The sequence below is a fragment of the Mycoplasmopsis bovigenitalium genome (assembly GCF_002356075.1).
Classification (GTDB): domain Bacteria; phylum Bacillota_I; class Bacilli_A; order Mycoplasmatales; family Metamycoplasmataceae; genus Mycoplasmopsis; species Mycoplasmopsis bovigenitalium_A.
This window is the reverse complement of sequence record NZ_AP017902.1, coordinates 328,192-351,249: the sequence shown is the minus strand read 5'-3', so window position 1 is coordinate 351,249 and position 23,058 is coordinate 328,192. Positions and strand designations below refer to the sequence as shown.

Annotated in this window: 17 protein-coding genes and 1 other RNA gene; 13 read left to right on the top strand and 5 right to left on the bottom strand. The window is 28.2% G+C overall.

The genetic code is table 4. The features are described 5' to 3' along the window. Positions 1-95: 95 nt before the first annotated feature. From gyrB to smpB, 3 genes are all read left to right on the top strand, one after another. Positions 96-2,018, top strand: a complete 1,923-nt coding sequence (gene gyrB / locus MBVG596_RS01470) for a DNA topoisomerase (ATP-hydrolyzing) subunit B (RefSeq protein WP_096386071.1) — start codon at positions 96-98, stop codon at positions 2,016-2,018. Between the two features lie 192 nt (positions 2,019-2,210). Next, positions 2,211-2,525 carry a thioredoxin family protein gene (locus MBVG596_RS01465; protein WP_096386066.1) on the top strand — a complete coding sequence of 105 codons (315 nt, stop codon included), beginning with the start codon at positions 2,211-2,213 and terminating at the stop codon, positions 2,523-2,525. Between the two features lie 69 nt (positions 2,526-2,594). Next, positions 2,595-3,038: an SsrA-binding protein gene (smpB, locus tag MBVG596_RS01460; RefSeq protein WP_004420225.1), complete on the top strand. Its 444-nt coding sequence runs from the start codon at positions 2,595-2,597 to the stop codon at positions 3,036-3,038. Positions 3,039-3,054: 16 nt separating this feature from the next. Here smpB and MBVG596_RS01455 read toward each other — a convergent pair whose 3' ends face one another. After that, positions 3,055-4,041 (bottom strand): LacI family DNA-binding transcriptional regulator, encoded by a 987-nt coding sequence (locus MBVG596_RS01455; RefSeq protein ID WP_096386062.1) that lies wholly within the window; start codon positions 4,039-4,041, stop codon positions 3,055-3,057. Positions 4,042-4,080: 39 nt separating this feature from the next. Between MBVG596_RS01455 and ffs the strand changes: the two genes are divergently transcribed. Next, positions 4,081-4,178, top strand: an RNA gene (ffs, locus tag MBVG596_RS01450) — signal recognition particle sRNA small type. Here the strand turns inward: ffs and rsmD are convergent. After that, complete coding sequence (gene rsmD, locus MBVG596_RS01445) at positions 4,170-4,712, bottom strand: 16S rRNA (guanine(966)-N(2))-methyltransferase RsmD (RefSeq protein ID WP_096386057.1); 543 nt, start codon at positions 4,710-4,712, stop codon at positions 4,170-4,172. The genes ffs and rsmD overlap by 9 nt on opposite strands. 44 nt (positions 4,713-4,756) lie before the next feature. On the opposite strand from rsmD, the gene def reads away from it, so the two are divergent. From def to MBVG596_RS01400, 9 genes are all read left to right on the top strand, one after another. After that, on the top strand, positions 4,757-5,344 hold the full coding sequence (def, locus tag MBVG596_RS01440) for a peptide deformylase (protein WP_096386053.1): 588 nt from the start codon (positions 4,757-4,759) through the stop codon (positions 5,342-5,344). Positions 5,345-5,446: 102 nt separating this feature from the next. Continuing rightward, the gene (locus MBVG596_RS01435; protein ID WP_148664008.1) at positions 5,447-6,850 is read left to right on the top strand and encodes a hypothetical protein; all 1,404 of its coding nucleotides are present in this window, start codon (positions 5,447-5,449) and stop codon (positions 6,848-6,850) included. Positions 6,851-6,859: 9 nt separating this feature from the next. After that, positions 6,860-9,019 carry a helix-hairpin-helix domain-containing protein gene (locus tag MBVG596_RS01430; protein ID WP_096386044.1) on the top strand — a complete coding sequence of 720 codons (2,160 nt, stop codon included), beginning with the start codon at positions 6,860-6,862 and terminating at the stop codon, positions 9,017-9,019. Positions 9,020-9,150: 131 nt separating this feature from the next. Further along, the gene (gene dnaE, locus MBVG596_RS01425; protein WP_096386039.1) at positions 9,151-12,051 is read left to right on the top strand and encodes a DNA polymerase III subunit alpha; all 2,901 of its coding nucleotides are present in this window, start codon (positions 9,151-9,153) and stop codon (positions 12,049-12,051) included. Positions 12,052-12,058: 7 nt separating this feature from the next. Further along, positions 12,059-12,934 (top strand): 5'-3' exonuclease, encoded by an 876-nt coding sequence (locus MBVG596_RS01420; RefSeq protein ID WP_096386034.1) that lies wholly within the window; start codon positions 12,059-12,061, stop codon positions 12,932-12,934. A gap of 132 nt (positions 12,935-13,066) precedes the next feature. Then, positions 13,067-15,286 (top strand): lipoprotein 17-related variable surface protein, encoded by a 2,220-nt coding sequence (locus tag MBVG596_RS01415; protein WP_096386030.1) that lies wholly within the window; start codon positions 13,067-13,069, stop codon positions 15,284-15,286. Between the two features lie 177 nt (positions 15,287-15,463). Then, positions 15,464-17,497 carry a hypothetical protein gene (locus MBVG596_RS01410; protein WP_096386024.1) on the top strand — a complete coding sequence of 678 codons (2,034 nt, stop codon included), beginning with the start codon at positions 15,464-15,466 and terminating at the stop codon, positions 17,495-17,497. 211 nt (positions 17,498-17,708) lie between these two features. After that, entirely contained in the window at positions 17,709-19,262 is a 1,554-nt protein-coding gene (locus MBVG596_RS01405) for a hypothetical protein (protein WP_096386020.1), read from the top strand. Positions 19,263-19,488: 226 nt separating this feature from the next. Continuing rightward, positions 19,489-20,337, top strand: coding sequence for a hypothetical protein (locus MBVG596_RS01400; protein WP_096386015.1), 849 nt, complete (start codon positions 19,489-19,491; stop codon positions 20,335-20,337). 47 nt (positions 20,338-20,384) lie between these two features. Here MBVG596_RS01400 and MBVG596_RS01395 read toward each other — a convergent pair whose 3' ends face one another. The 3 genes from MBVG596_RS01395 to dcm_N are packed head-to-tail and all read right to left on the bottom strand — an operon-like array spanning position 20,385 to position 22,942. Then, positions 20,385-21,752 carry an MAG4270 family putative restriction endonuclease gene (locus MBVG596_RS01395; protein WP_096386010.1) on the bottom strand — a complete coding sequence of 456 codons (1,368 nt, stop codon included), beginning with the start codon at positions 21,750-21,752 and terminating at the stop codon, positions 20,385-20,387. Beyond that, entirely contained in the window at positions 21,739-22,602 is an 864-nt protein-coding gene (gene dcm / locus MBVG596_RS01390) for a DNA (cytosine-5-)-methyltransferase (RefSeq protein WP_225247182.1), read from the bottom strand. Before dcm ends, MBVG596_RS01395 begins: the two co-directional genes overlap by 14 nt. After that, positions 22,553-22,942, bottom strand: coding sequence for a DNA (cytosine-5-)-methyltransferase N-terminal subunit (gene dcm_N / locus MBVG596_RS03830; protein WP_225247181.1), 390 nt, complete (start codon positions 22,940-22,942; stop codon positions 22,553-22,555). The genes dcm and dcm_N overlap by 50 nt, the downstream gene beginning before the upstream one ends. Positions 22,943-23,058: the final 116 nt, after the last annotated feature.

The window sequence follows — 23,058 nt, the reverse complement described above, 5'->3', positions numbered from 1 at the left end:
GCGTTTCATTTATATTATAAATTATTTTAGTTTGCAAATACCAAAAAATAAAAAATTCAATATAATTATAAATATTAATATATAAGGAGACAGCAATGGAAAATAAAGAATATGGTGCATCGAATATACGTGTTTTAAAAGGTTTAGAAGCTGTTAGGGTGCGCCCAGGTATGTATATTGGTTCAACCGGTTTGCGGGGACTTCATCATTTAATTTGAGAAATTGTTGATAACTCAGTTGATGAATGTATGGCGGGTTATGCCGATAAAGTTTCAATTAAATTAACTGCAGATGGTTATGCTGAAATTGAGGATAATGGCCGTGGTATTCCGACTGATTTACACCCTGAAACTGGTTTATCAACTGTTGAAACTGTCTTAACTGTGCTGCATGCTGGTGGAAAATTTGACTCAGAAAGCTACAAAGTTTCTGGGGGACTTCATGGTGTAGGTGCGTCAGTTGTCAACGCACTAAGTGATGATTTTGAAGTTTGAGTTAAACGTAATGGAAAATTACACTATGCACACTTTAATAATGGTGGGCAAACTGTACAATCATTGAGTGTTATTGGCGACGCACCTGGTGAAACTGGAACAAAAGTGCGTTTTCATCCAGATTATTCGATTATGGATAATTTACCTTTTGAACGTGCCGTTGTTGTTGACCACGCTAAACAAATTGCATATTTGAATAGAGGACTGAGAATTTCTGTCGAAGACGAGCGTGAAAACTCAATTGTTGAATATCATTTTGAGGGTGGTATTGTTGACTATGTTAAAGAATTAAATAAAGGTCAAAAATTAATTCACCCTGAAGTAATTTATGCTGAAGGCGAATATGCTCATGGTGAGCAGCCAGCGGTTGCTGTTGAAGTTGCTGTTCAATATAATGAAAAAATCACAAGCAATGTTGTAAGTTACGCAAACAACATAATTACAGTTGAGGGTGGAACACACGAGAGTGGATTTTATGACGCCTTAGTTAGAATTGTTAATAATTATGCGACTATAAATTCATTTGTTAAATCAGAAGAAGACAAATTTACAAGAGATGATGTTAAAGAAGGTATCGTTGCAATTATTTCAATTAAGCACACTGACCCAATTTTTGAAGGGCAAACGAAAGGTAAACTTGGCAACAAGGATGCTCGTGCTGCTGTTAATAAAATTTTTAGCGAAGCTTTTGAACGCTTTATGAATGAAAATCCAAGTGAAGCTAAATTGTTAATTCAAAAAATAATTGATGCCCGCAAATCACGTTTAGCAGGACAAGCTGCTAGAGATGCTGCGCGTCGCAAAACTGTTTTTGATACGGGTTCATTACCTGGTAAACTTGCCGATTGTTCGTCTAAAAACGCAGAAATTAGTGAATTATACATTGTTGAGGGTAACTCTGCGGGTGGTTCTGCTAAAAACGGTAGAAACCGTGAAACACAAGCAATTTTACCATTGCGTGGTAAAGTAATTAATGTTGAAAAAAATACTCCTGCCAAAGTTTTTTCAAACGCAGAAATTCTTTCAATAATTTCTGCACTTGGAACAGGGGTTGGAGAAGAATTCAATATTAACAAGTTAAGATATCATAAAATTGTAATAATGACTGACGCCGATGTGGATGGTTCGCACATTAGAACACTTCTTTTAACATTCTTCTATCGTTATTTTAGACCTTTGATTGAATATGGTTTTGTTTACATTGCACAACCCCCATTATATAGATTGCAACAAGGTAAAACAATCAAGTACGCTTATACAGATTCTGAAAAAGAAATTGTCATGAGTGAGATGTCTAATGGTCAAAAAATAACGGTGCAACGTTACAAAGGTCTGGGAGAAATGGACGCTGAACAATTATGAGAAACAACTATGGACCCTGACAACCGTAAAATGCTACAAGTTCAAGTTAGTGATGCAGCGCAAGCGGATTGAATTTTTACAACTTTAATGGGTGATGAAGTCTTTCCAAGACGTGAATTCATTGAGTCAAATGCTAAATATGTCAAAAATATTGATTTATAGTCGAAATAAGGGATTTTTATTCCTTATTTTTCTTGTAAAAACTAATCATTATTAATAAAAAAATAAAATTTGTATTTTAGTTTTAAAATCGCATTTTCTAAAAAAACTTAAAATTTAACTATTTTTTTATTCATAATTTGTTTTTTTGTTTTAAAATAAGTTCATAAATAGTAAATATCGAAAGGACAAAATATGAAAGATATTACACAAGCAATTTGATACGATGAAATTAAACCAAACCAAAAAGGCGTTTATCTACTAGTTTTCCATGCTGTATGATGTCCTCCATGCAGAATGTTTAAAGAATCAAGTGAAGAATTAGCAAACAAAGATGGTATTCCTGTATTCCGTGTTGATGTTGACCAAAACATGAAACTTTCAGGCGAATTCGGAATTACAAACCTACCTACATGATTTATTATGAAAGATGGCGAAGTACTTCAAAAAATGATTGGCTACAAACCTTACAATGAATTAAAACAAGATGTTTTAAAACACATTAACTAAAACGAGCCTCTCGTTTTTTATTTATCAACTTTTTCAATACAAAACAATGTTGATTGCTATAATTAAAATATGAAAATAATAAGCGACAATCGAAAAGGTTTACACGGTTATAAAATTGAAGAAACTTATGAAGCTGGCTTGGTTCTTGAGGGCTGAGAGGTCAAATCAGCTCGTGCTGGCACGGTTCAACTAACTAATGCTTATTGTTTTTTCAAAAATAATGAAATATGATTAAATAATGCAACATTCAAGCAATTTATGTTAGTTAAATGTGATGAAACTCGTGAGCGTAAATTATTAATGCACAAAAATGAAATTTTACGTCTTCAATCGAAAAAAGAACGTTTTGGTAATTCAACAATATTGCCAACTAAAATTTATTTTAATAATGCATCAAGAATTAAAATTGAAATTGCACTTGTAACTTCAATGAATAAAGCAGACAAAAGAGAGCAAATTAAAAAGCGCGATAATGATCGCTATTTGCAAAAAGTATTAAAAAATTATAAATAAAATAGGGCGGCGCGCCCTATTTTTGAGTAAGTATTGATGGTCTAAAAATAATTTGTGAATATTGCTTATTATTTTTATCATAAGTTTCTGATTCTTTTTTCTGACTTATCTCATGAACCGTTTTTTCAATTTGTTCGCCAATTTTATGATAATCAATAAAAATTTTGGCTTTATATTTCTTTTGAGTATCATAAATTGATTGAGTTCCAATATCAGTTAAACGTAATTGAGTGTCATTTGATGAAACTAAGTTTATAAATGTTTCATGTGTTGAACAAACAACATTAACCAAGTCTTTGTCTTGAAGATATTTTTGGAATTTTTGAACTTCTTGATTGTTCTTATTGTTAACTTCGTATCTTTCGTATTCAATATTTAATTTATCACAGGCTTTTTTAAATCCTCAGTAACGTAGTTGTTTTTGACGTGGTGATAATTTTGAATCATCTGCATAAACAATTTTTTGGTTTTCTTCTATATATTCTGAGAAACTTTTAGTTACAGAATAGAATGAATTTTCAACATCCACATCGATCCAGTTGATCGATTCTGCTTGTTCTCCATAGATGATAGGAATTGATTCTGAAACATGGTGTTTAATAAAATGAATGATTTTTTCATTGTCAATTTTAGGTAAAAAGAAAACCATTGCACTAGGTTTTCAAGCCAAGCAATATTTAATTGTTTCAATATATTGGTCTTGTTCAACTGAAGTATGTGTAATAAACACTTTTTTATTGTGCAATTTTGCAGCATGCTCAATGCCAGTAACAATATGGTTAAAAGAACCTTCATAAAAATCAGGTAATATTGTAAAAATAGATCTCGATCTTCCTTTAATCAATCTAGCACCATTGTTTGGGTAATAGTCATGGTCTTTTACAACTTTTTCAATTTTTTCACGTGTTCTTTTACTTACATACCCATTATTGTAATATCTACTTACAGTACTAATTGATACTTTTGCTAATCTTGAAATATCTTTATATGAAAAATTTCTCATAATTTAATTATATTATATTTAACATTTTTTATATTATAATAATAACGTCAGTAAAACGATAACATTGTAACCTGGTCAGGGTGGGAACACAGCAGCCACATCAATAAGTGTCGTGTTTGCTGGCTTTTTTATTTACTTAAATATATAATGTTCACTTTACCAAATTTACGAATTTGAATATTTTTAAATTCATTTGGTAAATGTATTTGGTTGATATCGTCAGTTTCAACAACTATTTTTCCTGAATTATTCAATAAATTTTTTTCGACAATTAAATTCAATACTTGCATAACAAGATCATATTGCTTATACGGTGGATCGATTAAAATAAAATCAAATTTTGCATCGCTAACATTTGATAAATAGGCAACTGCATCACTTTTGTATGCATTTGAATTTTCTATTTTTAAAGATTCAATATTTTGTTTCAAAATGTTAAAGACATTGTGATTTTTTTCAATAAAAACACAATGAGATGCGCCATTACTTAGCATTTCAATACCTAATGCACCAGAGCCTGCAAATAAATCAAGAACATTCTTATTTTCTAATTCAAACCGCAGTGAATTTATTATTGATTCTCGGATATTATCCTTTGTTGGTCTTGTTATTTCTCTTGGCGGTCTATTGATTAATAATCTTCGATATTTACCTGAAATGATTCTAAGCATATTACCTCGCAAACATATTTTATTTATGGTATCATAAATATTATATGAAATATAAATTAGATGTAAAACAGTACAAAATTAAACAACTGCCAAATAAAGTTCTTAGAGAAAAATCAAAGGATATTCCAATACCAATGATTCAAGAAGATATTGATTTAGCAAATGCGATGATTTATCATATTGACGATAGCCAACAAGATGGAACTCTTTATCAACCTGGGGTAGGAGTGGCTGCTGTTCAGTATGGGATTCTTAAAAACATGTTTTATATTAATTTTAGCGATGAAAACTCAAATTTGATTGAGCCAGGCCAAAAACCAATTAAAGATGTTTTTATAAATCCAAAAATTATTGCAAAATCTGATTTCAAAGTTGCATTAGCTGAGGGGGAAGGTTGCTTAAGTGTTGGTTCAAATATAAAATCACAATCTGGTTTAGTTTACAGAGCTAATCGTATTGTTTTTGAAGCATATTCATTTCTTGAGAAAAAGTATGTCACCAAAGATTTAACAGGTTATTTAGCGATTGTTGCACAACACGAATTAGACCATTTACAAGGCAAACTATTTATCGACAATATTGATAAATCAAATCCATTTAAGAAACTGAATAACTCTCGTCTTATTGATTAAATTTACTAATATGAATATTTTTTCAATTGAATCGGTAAAATTTGCCGCTTTATTTTTTATATTTCAATTTCGCACATATTAAAAATAATGTATCATTTTTTTATGAAAAATTTTAACAGTGAAACATTGCTAGAGTTTATGAATAAAATGCAAACCGCAATGCAAAATCCAATTATTTGACACATAATAATTGGTTCTCTATTGACATTATTTTTATTGATTGCTTTATTAAAAGGAATTTTTAGAGGCTTTTGATATGCATTATTTTTAATGATATTTGATTTTGTAGGATTATTCGCCGCAATTGGAATAACAGCGGCAATAAATGGCTTTAAACATGTTCCTGATGTAAAATATTTTGATAAAAATGACTTTTGACCATTTGTAGCATGTTTAGTATTTATATTAATACTTACAGCATTTCATATTTTAGCTATTATTCTTGCTAACCTTCTTGTGTTTGTTACACGTTTAAGACTTAAAAAACTAAAAGATAAAGGCAAAAGGGTTGGTTTAATAAGATTGGGCGGTGCTTTAGTTGCGCCAATTGCAATTGTTCCAATTTCAGTAGGCTTTATTGCATCAGCGGGATTTTTTACAAACAAAAATTCAATTGTAAAAGCAAATGCAAGTGTACTTTCGGCAATATCTCGTAACAAAATCGCACTACCCGCAGATTACTATCCGTTTTTTAGAGCTTTATACAACTTAAAAGACGAAATTAATATGGATGAATTTATTAATGAAGCATCAAAAAATATTTCTGAATCTGCAGCTAAAAAACAAAACAAAAACAATAAACAACATGACTATAATGAATATGTAAATCAAAACGGACAAATAGATTTTGGGAAAATCTTTGATAAAGGTTCTTCGGAAATAATTAAAGAATTCAAAAATGGTTTTGTTAAAGAATTCCAATCACTTAAATTTGAAAGTGTAATTGACAAACAAAAAGTCTTGTCAGTTTATGTTGAATTCGCAAAGCACCTTTCACAAGCACAAATAATTAAAGACTACGAAAATAAAACAATAACTATTAATTTTAAAGACTCAAACCAAGATGAACAAGAAGCGTTAAAATCTGTTTATAATAGCGCAACAAACGTCACAAATGAATTTGTAAACGCTGCTGTACAAACTACAATTTCTGACAAACTATCTTATAAATTAATGGATAGAAACTTTATTGAATCGGATAATAATACAAAATTGCACTTAGCAAACAAGTTGAATGAACTGGCAATTGCTATTGAAACAATGAAGAGTGAAAATTCAAACGTTAAAATTGTTTTAAACAAACCTTCACAAGCTCAAAAATCATTCAATTTTAAAGAAACATTTGACAAAAATATTATTGAAAAATACAAACAACTTATTTCTAAAAAAATGTTTGGAGATGATGCAAAGACACAAATTAAAAAAGCACAAATAGTAACATTGAAACTTGTTTTAGATGCTTGATTTAATTTACAAACAACAAATCAAACCAATACACAAAATTAAGGATGAAACATGAATGAAATATCAATTAAATTCGTGGCTAAACAACTTGAACTTGATATTAAACAGGTTCAAGTTGTTTTAGCTTTATTGGCAGAAAATTCAACTGTCCCTTTTATTGCTAGATATCGTCAAGACCAAACTGGCGGTTTAGATGAAGAAGTTATTCAAAAAATTAGTGATATGTATGAATACAACATTGAACTAAACAAAAGAAAAGAAGCAATAATTCAAATACTTAAAGAAAAAGATCTTTTGACCAAAGATATTGAAAATAAATTGAGATTGGCAGAAACTAAAGCTCAGGTTGAAAACATTTATGAACCATTTAAAGTTGGCAAAAAAACAAAAGCCACAGAGGCTATTGCTTTAGGTCTTGAACCGCTTGCAAAAGAAATTTTCACCAACAATGATCCAAAATACAGCCCTTATAGAGATGCAGAAAAATACATTAATGATAAAGTGCCAACAGTAGAATTTGCAATAGAGCAAGCTAAATATATCATTAGTCAATGAATATCGCAAGATGCCTTAGCAAGAGACTATGTAAAAGGTCAGCTTTATAAATTTGGAACAATTATTACTAAACTTAAAAAGAATGCTGAAGATGAAAATAAAAACTTTGAACTTTATTATGATTTCAAGGAAAAAGTAAAACAAATTCCAAACCACAGAGTTCTTGCAATTTCACGTGCAGAAGACAAAAAAATTATTTCATATGATATTGATTTTAATCAAAATCATTTAATTTATCAAATCAATGCACTTTATTTTAAAAATAAACAAACAGGAAAAATTATTCATGAAGCTGTGATAGACAGTTTTGAACGTTTAATTGCACCTTCAATAATTCGCGAAATTAAATCTGATTTATTTGCAAGAGCAGAAAAAGAAGCTGTTGAATTATTTGCAAATAGTCTTGAATCAATGCTACTTTGACCTGCGGTAAAAAATAAAACTGTTTTAGCAATTGACCCAGCATATATACATGGTTGCAAAATTGCAGTAATTGATCCACAAGGAAACTTTTTAGATAAAGATATTATTTATCCAACTCCACCAAAAAACCAAAAAGTTCAAGCCGCAAAGATTGTAAATGATTTAATCAATGAATATAATGTTAACGTTATTGCAATTGGCAATGGAACTGCTTCGAGAGAAACTGAGGAATTTATCGCTAATTTAATTAAACAACGCGATGATAAGAGTGATATTTCATATGTTGTTGTTAGCGAAGTTGGTGCTTCTGTATATTCAGCATCAAAAATTGCTCAAGAAGAATTCCCTGATTTTAGTGTTGAGGAACGTAGTGCAATTAATATTGCGCGTCGTTTCCAAGACCCTTTGAATGAATTAGTTAAAATCGACCCAAAAAGCTTAGGTGTTGGTCAATATCAACATGATGTTGACCAAAAAGAATTATCCAAGGCACTAGATTTTAAAGTTGACAAAGTTGTCAACCAGGTTGGAGTTGACTTAAATACTGCCTCAAAAACGATCCTAAAACACATTTCTGGATTAAGTGAGAAAATTGCTCAGAACATAATTGATTATCGAAGTGAAATCAATCGTTTTAGTGACCGTTCGCAACTTAAAAAAGTTAAGGGTTTAGGTGCAAAAGCATTCGAACAATCAGTTGGTTTTTTAAGAATTCACGATTCTAAAAATTTCTTTGATAGAACTTCAATTCACCCTGAATCATACAAGCTTGCTTTTGACGTTTGTGAGTATTTAAAAATTGATTTGGGAAATATAGACAAATCAATTTTGGAAGCAGCAAATATTGAAGAGTTAGCTAATAAATTCAATTCAAATATTTATGATATAACGCTAATTATTGAATCGCTAAAAAACCCTACTAAGGATATAAGAGACCAAAAAGAAGGCTACATACTTAAAAAAGATGTTTTAAACGCTGAAGATGTAAAAAAAGGATTAATTATTACAGGTTCTGTGCAAAGTATTACTGATTTTGGTATTTTTGTCTATATCGGTATCAAACAGAATGTTTTAGTTCATATTAGTAATATGAAGAAAGATAACAATCATTTTATAAAACATCCTTCTGAAATCGTGAAAGTTGGTGATAACATCACAATTGAGATTTTGGATAATGACTTAGAGCGTGGACGAATTCAAGGTAAATTAATTTATGAACAAAATGGCAAATAGCGCCATTTTTTTCTTATGTTTTGTATCAGATAATCAATATTTAATGTTGGATAAAACATTAATTATTCGTTTATTAAACAAATATTTAGGAATTTATTTTAAAAGTTAAATTGATAATTTATGATTATTATATGAATAAATTTATAAATTTATATAACACAACTGAATACTCGTTTTTAAACTCTTTAATAAGAATTGAAGATCTTGTTAAGCAATCAAAAGAGAATAATTTAAAAGCTGTGGTGCTAACAGACTATAACAATATGTTTGGTCTAGGAATTTTCTTAGATCTTTGTTCAAAATATCAAATTAAACCAATTGTTGGGGTTGATATTGATATTGCTCAATACCGTTTTATTTTATTAGCAAAAAACTACGCTGGTTTTCAAAAAATAAATAATTTAATACTAGATAAATCAAAAAATATTGAATTATCAATAGAAAACATTATTGATAATAATATTTTTGTCATAGATCACCCAACAAATGGTTACTATGCAAAAACTAAGAAAAACTACATTATAAACAATGGCAATTATTTTGTGAATTCAATTGATATTTCAATTGAAAACGGAATTTATGTTAGACAAAATCAATTATTAAATATTGAGGATAATGAAGCACTAAATATACTTCAAAAAGTTGCTAATTTACCAACAACAATTCAATATGATAATTATTTTGATTCTCCGGATGTTGATCCAATAATTATTGATCGAATTAATAAAATAATAGATCAGTGTAACTTTGAATTGCCGCCAAAAACTCTAAATTTAGCACGCTTTGAAAATAACGATGATGAAACAAATGAAAAACTTTTTGCCAAACTTATTAATGAAGGATTGCAAAGAATTGCTCATGAATTACCAAAAGACAAAGATGTTTGATATTCTCGTTTAACATCAGAAGTTAATATAATTAGAAAACTTGGATTTGTTAATTATTTTTTAATAATTCAAGATCTTGTTAATTGAGCTAAAAATAATAACATTGCTATTGGCCCTGGACGAGGTAGCGCTGGCGGTTCTTTTGTTTCTTATTTACTAAACATTACGTCAATTAACCCACTTAAATATGACCTATTATTTGAGCGTTTTTTGAATCCAGAAAGAGTTAGTTGGCCTGACATTGATATCGATATACAAGATGACAGAAGACAAGGAGTTTTTGATTACTTAAAAGATAAATATGGGGCTGACAATATTGCTTTGATTTCAACTTTTCAGACAATTGGAGCAAAAACTGCAATAAGAGATGTTGGAAGAGTGCTTGGGATAAGTTTGGCAGATATTAATAGAATTTCTAAAACACTTGATGGTTGAGATTCTCTTGCTCAAGCCTCAATAAAAAACCATAGTTTTATTATTGAGATTGAAAAATATCCTCAACTTTTAGAATATTCATTAAAAATTGAAGGTTTACCTAGACAACAGAGTTTCCACCCCGCTGGTTTAATTATTGCAAAACAAAAAATATCTAATTATGCACCTACATCTATGAACGCAACTGATTATCAACAAGTTCAATTGACAATGGATTATGTTGAAAATTTTGGTTTATTAAAAATTGACTTATTAGGCTTAAAAACATTGACAGAGGTAAAAAATATTGAAAATAATTTACCTTTAAATGAGCATTTTGACTACTTAATTAACAATAGTAAAATTGATATTTTAAATGACACTAAAACACTTGACCAATTAAACAAAGGTTTTACTGAAGGAATATTTCAACTTGAGTCTGCAGGAATGAAAAAAACAATTTCAACAGTTCAATTGAATACGTTTGATGATTTATATGCGATTATTTCGCTTTTTAGACCAGGACCAATGGCTTACATAAAGGATTATGCTAAAAATAAAGATAATTTTAACCTTGTAACCAAGATACATCCTATTTATGATGAGATATTAAAATCTACCTATGGCATTATGGTTTATCAAGAACAAATAATGCTTATTGCACAAAAAGTTGCAGGCATGAGTTTTTCTCAGGCGGACTTTTTAAGAAGAGCGATAAGTAAAAAAGATGAATCTAAAATAAAACAATATAAACAAATGTTTGTTGCAGGCGCATTAAATAATGGTCTTAAAATTTCCCAAATCAATTCAATTTACAGTAATATTGAGCGTTTTGCCGAATATGGATTTAATAAGTCACATGCGGTTGCTTATGCTTATTTAACAATGAAAATGGCATATTATAAAACAAAATATCCATTGTACTTTTATTCAGCTTTGATTAGTTCAAACCGTAATTCACAAACTAAAATTTCAAGTATTGTTGATGAAATTAAAAATAGAGGTATTAAAGTTAATTCGCCCGATATTCACTATTCGCAAATGAGTGCAACAATTGTTGATAATGAAATATATCTTCCTTTTGATGTGATAAAAGGGTTTGGTACAGAAGGTGTAAATAAAATACTAAATGAACGCAAAAATAATGGTGAATTTAGCACCAATTTGAATGAAACAATACTTAGATTGCGTTTTGCAGGTATTACTGAAAGCATGATCGAAACATTAACAAAGGCTAATGTTTTTCGTAAATATGGCAATGTAAAATTCATTGAAAATTCCCTTACAGCAATATTTGAATGCTATAAATTATTTGCGAAAAAAACATGGTTAGATTCCAAACAAACAATTATTGATTTAGGATATCTAGATTTAAATCATGATTTAGTTGAACAAGACATTGATTACGAAGCAAAAAATGAAATTAATTTACTAGGTCAAATATACAATGCATTTAATACTGCTAAATATAAAAATGATTCAGGTTTTAAATTATTAACGCTGCCAGTTGGAAGCACTGAATTTATAGTGACAAATGTAAAAGCAATAAGAAAACTAAACCAAAAGCCATTCTTTGTTATAGAATTAAATGATGATACTAAAACTCAAGCATTTTTTATTAATAATTTTGCTTGAAACTTGTGAAGTCCGCTAAAAAGTGGTGATGTAATTAAGGCACAAATAAAAAATGATAAAGGTAAATTAAAATTATTATCATACAAAGAAATTTAGGAGAAAAATGAATAAATTATTATTAATAGATGGGAATTTTATGATGTTTCAATCATTTTACGCATCATATTATCCTGAAAAAGCAATAACTATGAAAGATGATAATAATCGCAACACAAATGCTGTTCACGTGTTTTTTATGTCGCTTTTTAATTTAATCAATTTTGTTAAGCCCACACATATTTTTATAGCATTTGATGCTCATGGAAAAACCAAGCGCCATGAACTTTATCCAGAATACAAAGCGGGTAGAAAACAAACTCCAATTGAAATATTTGACCAATTCATTATTACTAAAGAAATATTAGATTCACTAAATATTACTTGATTTGAAAAGGTTGGTGACGAGGGAGATGATATTATTGCAAGTGTTGCTAACCAAAACAAAAATATTAAAAAAATAATTTATTCAAGAGACCAAGACCTTTTACAACTTGTAGACAACAACACATCAGTTTTACATAAGTCAGGCGCGGGATTTATTTATTATAGTCCATGAAATTTTGAACAAAAATTCAAAATAAAACCCCACTTAATTCCAGATTTCAAAGGACTTGCTGGCGACAAATCTGACAATATTAAAGGTGTAATTGGAATAGGAGAGATCGGGGCAAATAAATTAATAAATAAATACGGAAGCATTGAAAATATTTATCAAAACATCAACAATATTAATGGCTCATTCAAAAATAAATTAATTAAAGGTAAAAATGACGCAATGTTTTGCAAACGTTTAGCTACATTGAATAAAAATGTTGAAATTAATTTTGATTTTAATGATTTTTCAGTTGCTAATATTGCTTTTGAAAATGGTTTTGTCAAAATGAGCGAATTTAAACTTAATTCTGTAATTAAAAAATGGAAGAAATTAATCAATGAATAATAATTAGGTGTCCACATATGGAAAAATGTGGATTGGTTTTTTTTTTTTTGTTTTTAGGGTAGTTGCATTCACGCCCGCTCTTTAATTATTAGAATTAAATTAAATATCAAATTATTATAAGGAGTTATATTAATGAAGAAAAAAATAGGTTTTTTACTAAGTTCGTGCATGTCGCTTTCAGCACTGCCGCTTTTTGCTGCTGCATGTAAAAATGAGCAAGCAAATGGAGGCAAACAAGAAGAAATTGATGTAAACACACTATTTAAAATTTCACTGCCTAAAAATTCAAACAAAAAACCAAGTGAATTAAAACCTGAAGATATTGTTGTTGAAATCTTAAACAATGATATTAGTGTAGAAATTAAAAAAATTAAATTTAAAGAGGGTAAAGGTGTTTTAGTATCTTATTTAGCAACCAACTCAAAAACAAATAAGATAGTAGATGAAAAAACAATAACTCTTGAGGTCATTACTAAAAAAGACCAAGTAGAAACTAAAAAAGATAAAAAATATGATGAGTTAGTAACAGTTAGTGTCGATGAAAATACAAAACAAAAAACTGCTGATAAAGTTACTAGAGAAGATATCAAGTTAGAAGTTGCACAAGGAGAAAGCTTTAAAGCAGAAGTTATTGGTGTTAATGTACAAAAAAATAATAGAACAGTCATTGATGTAAAAATTAAAATAACAGATAATGAAACATCAAAAGAAATAACCAAAACTCTTGAAGGATTCGCACAGGCATTGCCAGAAAAAATACTAAAAGGATACGAAGTTTTTAAAGATATAGCAGTAGTAAATGATGATAAAGCCTATGATTGATTAAAAAATGCTGCCGATGGCACTAAAATTTATTATGACTTTAGAAAACACTTATTCATTAACAAAAAACAAGATAAAAATAATCAGAATAAATCTGAGCAAATTGCTATCTTATTGACGAAAAAAGTTCCGGGATTTGGCATTGAAACAGCAGCTCACGATGCTGTTGATGGTGATTTAAGTTTTAAAGGAACAGCAACCTTGGTAAAACAAGGCGGTAAGATTGGAATAAAATTTAGAATTAGCGAATACAATAACTCAACAAAAACTACAAAATATTATGAAGAGATAGCAACTTCAAACCTAATTTCTATTGATAGAATAACTAAAAATGATATTAATAAAATTGCAAGCAGTGCTCAAATTGATTATCCAGGTAAAGAAAATGTTACAGTTGAAGAAGCAAAGCCAGAGTTAATAAACCACAATATTGATAATAATTATAAATTTGAAATCAAAAATGTTGAAAAGCACTCGGACACTAATAAAATTTCAGTCTACTTCTCAATTAATTTCATGCGTGGTGATAAAAAAATTGAAAGTGATATTTTTTCAAAGGAAATTAATGGCTTTAAACCTGATAACTTTGCAAACATGTTTGCTGGGATAGAATTTGGAATAGAAAATGCTACTCAAATTTTGCCATCAGAAGTAAAAGTTGAAATGATTAAACTTTATAATTCAAACAAGCAGAATTTTGTATTACCGGAAGGCGTCAAAAAAGAAATTACAATTAAAGATAATTCAAAAGATGATTATAGAGGCACGCTATCCTTAGTATTTAAGGCTACACAAGGTCAAAATGTGTTTGAGAATACATACAATATTGACGGATTAAAAACAAAAAAACTAGATTTAGATGAAGTTATAAAAACTTTTGGTGAACTTACATTGAATGAAGGTATCAACAAAGCCGATAGATATGCTGCAACAATTAAAAAGGAGGAAATTAAACTAGGCCAATATGATTCTAATTTAGTTACGGTTAATATAACTAGTCTTAAACCACTTGAAAATGATTCAACAAAATTGAGTGTTGAAATCGAGTTTAATAGCAGAGTTAAAAGCGGTGAAACAAAATCAAAATCATTTTTAATTGAAGGATTTAAAGAATTAGCTAAAAACAAAAATAGAGACGCTCAATTGGATGCATATTCATCACAAAAAAATATATTTGTTTTTGATGGAAGCGAGCAAGATAAAAAAATATTAGTTGAACTTGCAACACAAGCTAAGGGCACAACTATTAAAATTGATAATTCTAAGTTAATTGTTTGGTCGGGTAAAAGAAAAAATACTAAACTTGATAAATTAATAATTAATAAGTCAATAACCACAAAAGTTAACACGCATGGAAAAGGACAAAATATAGGATATAGTTTCTCAGGAAGCGCTCTAGGAGTTTTATTAATTAAAGAAGGCAATAATGTAGTAATTAAATATATTATTGATACAAAAACTGAAAAAAATAAAAAAGTAATCGATAAAAAAGGCCAAGTATTCACTCAAGTTTTATTCACAATTCAATAATTATTTAACACAAGGTGCGCCTTGTGTTTTTAATATTCATATTTTTTCTAAAACATTTATTTTTATGGAAAAATATGAATTGTTTTTTTTGATTTAGCAAATTTACGAATTTTTAACTCTCCTAATTATTAGAATAAAAAATATATAGATTAAATCTAAATAGGAGGAATATTGATAATGAAGAAAAAAATAGGGTTCTTACTAACCTCGTGCATATCGGTTTCTGCACTACCACTTTTTGCTGCAGCTTGTAAAAATGAAAATAAACAAATCAAGGAAGATGAAGCTGAAATTGATGTAAACACACTATTTAAAATTTCGCTACTTAAAAACAATGAGAAAAAACCAAGTGAATTAAAACCCGAAGACATTATTGTTGAAATCTTAAACAATGATATTAATGTAGAAATTAAAAAAGTCGAATTTAAAGAAGGCAAAGGTGTTTTAGTATCTTATTCAGCAACTAACTCAAAAACAAATAAGATAGTGGATGAAAAAACTATAACTCTTGAGATTGCTACTAAAAAAGACCAAGTAGAACCTAAACAAGATAAAAAATATGATGATTTAATAACAGTTAGTGTTAATGATAAAACAAAGAAAAAATCCGCTGATGAAGTTGCAAAAGAAGACATTATGATTTCTATTAAAGAAGGTGAAACATTTAAAGCAACAGTAGAAAGCATAAGCGTTCCGAAAAAACAATTAGATTCAGTTAATGTAAAAATCAAAATAGTTGATGGAGATGTTACTAAACATATTTATAAAAAAATAGAAGGATTTGTTAAAGCATATCCAAAAGAAGTTAGAGATGGTTATACTAAATTTAAGGATTTAAAAATAGTTGATGATTCAAAAGCTCACGAGTGATTAAACAAAAACAATAGTGAAACAGTTATTTATTATGACCGTGAGTCAGGGAAATTCTTTGTATCAAAACCTAAAAATGATAGCAATAATGATAATTTAGCTATTTTTCAGGTTACATCAAAACCCAAAAATACTATTGAAACAGCAGCTCCTGAAGGCTCTATAAAAGGTGATGTTAATCAAGTATCATATAAAGCAACTGCTCTTCTAATAAAAGAAGGAGAAAAAGTTGGTATCAAATTTAGAATTAGTTTATATGACCATAAAACAAAAAAACCTATTTTTTATGAAAAAGTGGAAACATCAAATCTACTAGAAATAGATAAAGAAAAAATCTCTAAACCTATAACTTCTGAAACAGGTAAAAGTGACATGCAAGGCGATCAACCTCCTGTAGAAAATAATGGTTCATTAGAAAAAGATAAAGACACTACAAAAGATGAATCTTCCCAAACTGACAAAAAAGTGGATTCTGGTACTAATGAAGCTCCAAAAGAGAAAGAAAACCCTGCAACTCCTAGTACATCAACAAGCAATAGTGAAATAAATAAAGATACCGAAGATAAAAATAAAACCGAAATAAACCCAAGAGAAAATCAAGATGATCCTAAAACTGATGCAGACAAAAAAGAAACTCCAAATAGTACAACAACTGAAACAATAAATAAAGAAGGTACAACATCACCAAATTCGAATACATCAGATAATAATTCAGAACAGCCTTTAACTAATGAAAAACCTAAAGAAGAAGGATCGTCAGCTGATCCTAAGGCAAGTGAATCAAGTTCAAGCGGAAAATCTGATGATAATAAAGATAATCCTATTGATAAAACTGAAAAAGAAATATCAACTAAACCTGAAACCGATCCTTCAAATAGTGAAATACCAAAAGAAAATAAAGATAACTTAATAGAGGAAAAATCCAAAGAATTTCCAATTCCAGAGCTTTATAAAGCATCTGAGAGCGGAGTGGTTTTTGTTTTAAATAGCAATGCTAATAAAAAGTCATTATTAGAATCTTTTGAAGGTGTAAATAATAACCGAATCGTTATTGAAAATGGCGTATTAAAAATTCCTCTAAAAAATAATAATAAAAAAACCATTAATGACATATCAATTACTGAGTCTATAAACCCTGAATTAAGAAAAAAGATTAACACACATAAAAAAAATAAAACAGATGCTAATATCGCCTATAAATTTAATACAAGGGGACAAGGAATAAAAGTTGAAACCATAGATGGAAACAAAATCAGGTTTTCATGATATTTAATTGATAATAATAAATCAAATGAATCAAAAGAAAAAGTATATACTCAAGAAATTGAGTTGCCAAATTAAGTAATAAATACAAATTTATTTACCTAATCTTTTATTACATTACACAATGTAGTTAATAACAATATTAATATTTATTCAAAGCAATTCAACAATCTAAATTATGGAAAAGTATGAATTGTTTTTTTTTTTTTTGATTTCAATGATTTTGCGTATACATGAAACTCAAATATTTAGAATAAAAATAGATATTAAATATAGGAGAAAATTGATAATGAAGAAAAAATTAGGGTTCTTAATAACCTCATGTATGTCAGTATCGGCACTGCCACTTTTTGCTGCTGCATGTAAAAATGAAAATAAACAAATCAAGGAAGACGAAGCTGAAGTTGATGTAAACACACTATTTAAAATTTCACTGCCTAAAAACACTGATAAAAAACCAAGCGAATTAAAACCTGAAGATATTGTTGTTGAAATCTTAAACAATGATATTAGTGTAGAAATTCAAAAAGTTGAATACAAAGAAGGCAAGGGTGTTTTAGTATCTTATTTAGCAACCAACACAAAAACAAATAAGATAGTAGATGAAAAAACAATAACTCTTGAGGTTACAACTGAAAAAGAGCAAGTAGAACCTAAAAAAGATAAAAAATATGATGATTTAGTAACAGTTAGTGTTGAAGAATCTAAAAAAAATAAAGTAGCTGATGAGGTAACAAAAGAAGATATTATTGTTTCAAAACCTGAAGGTGAAACATTTGAAGCAACAGTAGAAAGTGTAAGCGTTCCTAAAAAACAATTAGATTCTGTTAATGTAAAAATAAAAGTTGTTGATGGCAAAACCGAAAAAACAATAACCAAAACTATTTCCGGATTTAAAGAAGCAACACCAAAAGCGGTTGAAGAAGGTTATTTAATATTCAAGGATTTAGAAATTGTTAATACTAACAAAGCCAAAAAATGATTAAAAGAGGCAGAAGATGGCACAATAGTTTATTATGATTTTAATACCACAAAATTTATGACTAAAAAGTTTGATAAATCAAAAAAAGAAGATCCAGACAGATTTGATATTTTTTCAATTAAAAAATCACCTAAGTGAGGAATAGAAACTGCTGCTCCAGATGGAACTATTGAGGATGGAAATTATAAGGCCACCGCACAAATTGTCAAGAAAGCAGATAAAATCGCTATTAAATTTAGAATTAGTCAATTAATAGATCCTAAAACAAAAACTATTAAATATTTTGAAAAAGTTGAAACTTCAAACTTTTTAGATATACCTGTTGCTACTATGGCTGAAAATGAAAGACCTAGTGAAAATGCGGGAAATTCAGCACAGACCGATCCTATAAACAAAAAAACTGATGGTTCAATAAATGGAGAACCATCAGACCAAAATATTAAGAATGAAGAGTTAAATAATTTATCTAAAAATCTTTTGGTTCCTGAGTTGTATGAACCTTCAGTTGAAAAAAATCTATTCGCAGTTGAAAAAGATGCTGACAAAGTGGGAATTAAAAAAATGCTAGATAAAGCAATATCAACCTCTGATTCAGCTATTAGAATTGATGGCGGAACAATAAAAGTGCGAAAAAGTAAAGAAAATATCAAGGGTTTAGCCTTCAACCCTAAATTGAATAAAATCTTGTCTAAAATTAAAACACATACAAGTAGTGCTTCAATAGGGTTTAAACTGAAGAGCGGAAAAGGCATAAAAGTTGAAAAAATCATGGATAACAAATACAAATTCTCTTGATATTTAATAGATAAGCAAGGACAACCAACTTCTCAAATCTTTATGCAAGAATTAGATTTATCATAATATAAACGAATTATTAATTTGCACACCCAAGGGGGTGTGTTTTTTATGTTAATGATTTATTTAATATTGCTATTAAATTATTCTTTATATACTAATCAATATAACTTCTTAATTTATGAAAATATATGAATTTTTTTTTTTTTTTTGAATGGCTTCATTTTTCAGGTCAATAAAATCTAAATAAATAGAATAAAAATAGATATTTATATATTAGGAGACAAAAATAATGAATAAAAAAATTGGTATTCTTTTAGCTTCTTGCATGTCAATTATTGCACTTCCTGTGATATCCGCAGCCTGCAATAAGCAAGAAAGACAACCGGAAACTACGCCAATTACTAAAAAATACTCAGATTTAGTTAAAGTAAATGTCGATGAATCTAAAAAATCTAAAACAGCTAGCGAAATAACTGCGAATGATATTATTGTTACAAAATCTGAAGGTGAGACATTTACAACCAATATTACCGAAGTAAATGCTGATGATAACAAAAAAGACACTGTTAATATTAAAATTTCAATCATAGATGGCGAAAAAACTGTTGAAATAGCAAAAACTATTAGTGGTTTTAGAGTTATTGAAAACAACACACCTTCAGGAAGTACAACAACTAATGATGGATCGGGTTCAACAAGTGGTTCAAGTAGTGCAACAACAAGTGATGATAAAGCAAAAGATTTAGTTATTCCCGAACTTTATGAACCTTCAAAACAAGGAAAATTATTTGAATTAAAGCCAGATGCTAACAAAACTGAAATTAAGAACATGTTTGACCAAGCAATTCAAAAGAGTGAATCAGCTTTAAGAATTGACTCTGGAAAAATTAAAATTGATAAAAAGACTGAAATAACTGCTGGTTTAATGTTCACAAGTTCTCTAGGTGCTGAAATAATTGGAAAAATAAAAACACATGGCAATACTGGTGCTTCATTAGGTTTTAAATTTAAAACCAAAAGAAAAGGTATCAAAGTAGAAAATATTGATGGAAATAAATATAAACTTTCTTGATATTTAATTACTAAAGATGGCAAACCAACTGATACAATTTTCACTCAAGAATTAGATTTATCATAATAATTTAATCATTAAATTAACGTCTTAGGATTTCTAAGACGTTTTTATTAATTTAACTTTTGTCAATTTTCACTTGTAGACTCAAATTGAAATCTAGAGTTTTTATTTTTTTGACTTAATTGATTTTTTACTTTTTGTATTCTTTTTTGAATATATTTTTTTGAATTATTAACTATATTTATTTTGCTATTAGCGTTAGAGAGTATTTGTTGCTTGAATGATTTTAATTTTTTTAATTCATCCAAAATATTTTGATAATCATCGTTATTTGTTTGTTTTAATGTTAAATAAACATGAAAGTTTTCATCAAAAATTCATGTTAACTGGTCGTAAAGTCTGTGATGTGTTGCGTCCATAGATATTAAATTGTTTTGGTCTGTTATTCACTCTAATTCTTTGCATTTTTTAACTAAATTATCAATTTCAGAAATATTCACAATTTGATTTTTAATTTGAGTATATAGACTTTTTTGAATATCTTGTTTAATTCATTCCACATTATATATATGAGCTTTTTCACTTCATACTGATTTAATTTTTAATGTAGGCTCAATATTTTTTATATTGTCTCTATGCTGCTTAATATGTCTTAAAATTGACACATCAATTTTGCGCATTTGAGAAAGATTTTTTATATTATTTTTGATACTATCAATTAATGTTTTATTAATGAAATCATTTTTTAAAACTCTAAATATATTTGTGTAATAATTTTCTTTTACATTCATATTTAATTGATTTTCGAAAAAATCAAGTATTGACAAATTATCTGTGTTTTGGTATTTTTTAAGTTCATCAAGTTCATCTAATTCATTGGGTGTTAAATCCATGAATAAATGAAAATTATCCTTACCAGACATAGAAAAAGATAGTTCAATATTTGCATCTACAACTGTTAATGATTCTATGATTTTTACAATAACTGAGAATTTTGAGTTTGTTGTATCATCCATAAATAATGTTTGACTACTTTTATTATTTTGAACTGAACCTGACGGATTTGAACCATTAATAAGAGCATTTATGTTATAAATTGTTGTTTGATATATGGGTTGGCTATAGTCATTGAAAAGATTATTTAGTTTCTTTATTTGGTATTCACTAAAGTTAATTATTGAATCAGAAGAATTATTTGTTCGCAACTTTTGAATATTATTTCCAATGCACTTTTCTAGAATTTTTCCTCTATTAATGAAATTAGAGTTTTTATTAACAAACCAGCTTGGCGTAGTCAACAAATTCATGCGAAAAACTTTAAAATCAAATTTACGAGCATAAATTAAACCATTAAAAGGATTAATTAAAATATATAAGTATAAATCATAGGCAGGTTTTTTTATATTTTCTATATTCTTTGAAGCAAAATGCAATTTTAAAACTTTTAAATTATTGGTTAGAAAGTTATTTTCTCTCATAACACTCTTTAATTGTTTTAAATATTGCTTCAAGAACTTCAACACAAATACTATTGCCAGCAGTAAAAATCATTTTGTTTGGTGAAATTAGTTTGGATTCTTTTACTTTTAGCGCGTCCTTGATGTCAAAACCCATATATTGATATGCTTCAATTTCATTTATATAACGAATTATTTTTTCTTTTTCGAAATAGAATTTTAGTCTGCTATTTGCACCTGATGCAGTAAGAGTTGGACCTAAACTATTAGTTTTATAAATGTATGCTTCTGAATTAAAGTTTGTGTAGTCACACAGCTTTGATTTAACAATATTATTTTTAGTTTTTACGAATTCATTCATTTTATAATTGAATAAGTGATTTAAGTTGTTTCCATCATATGGATTATTTATTATTTTATTTAATTTAGATTTTATTTGAATTTCCTTGTTCGGAAATTCAAAATCAATTTTTTCACTTTTGAGAATAGAGACCATAAAGACTCTTTCGCGATTTTGTGAACTTCCATAATTTGCTGCATTTAAAACTTTATATTTTGATTTATAGCCGATTTTGTCCAATATATCTATTCATTTTTCAAAATCACCAATAAATTTTTTGCTAACTAATGCTTTTACATTTTCAAGTAAAAGTATTTTTGGTAATCTATCTGTGTTCTCATTTAGAATTCGTTCAACTTCATAAAGTAAACCACTTCTTGTGTTTTGATTCATGCCGCGTTGCTTGCCTTGTTGTGATAAATCTTGGCAAGGGAAAGAATAAGTTAATATGTCAATATCTTTTGGTAATTTGACAATTCTTTTAATATCCGTGTGATTCTCTCTCTCTCTCTCTCTTGTTATATCTATCATTAAAATAATTGTTGTTTAGATAGGCATAAAGGTATGAAAAATAACTACGTAATTTTAGTTCGTTAAACCGGTTAAAGTAGTTCGAATTTACAACATCTTTACTATTTGAGCTAAATGTATAGTTTGAAAGTATGTCAACCATTTGATTTTTTGTTAGTTTGTTTTCTGGTTCAAGCAACCCATAGTGAATTATCATGTATGAAATAATTGCATCAATATAAAACTCACAAACGCCAACACTAATTACATCTTTATCTGAATTTTTGTATATGTTCTTAAGTGATTTATATTGACTACCTAGACCTGCAAACATCTCAAATAATTTAATCTTTTTATTCATAATATATAAATTTTAGCGCGCATGAAAATTATCAAATGTTTATTTATTAAAATTGAGATTAAAAATACACTCAAAATATTAGTGTTAAAATTTACTTATTCAATTGAATTTTGTAT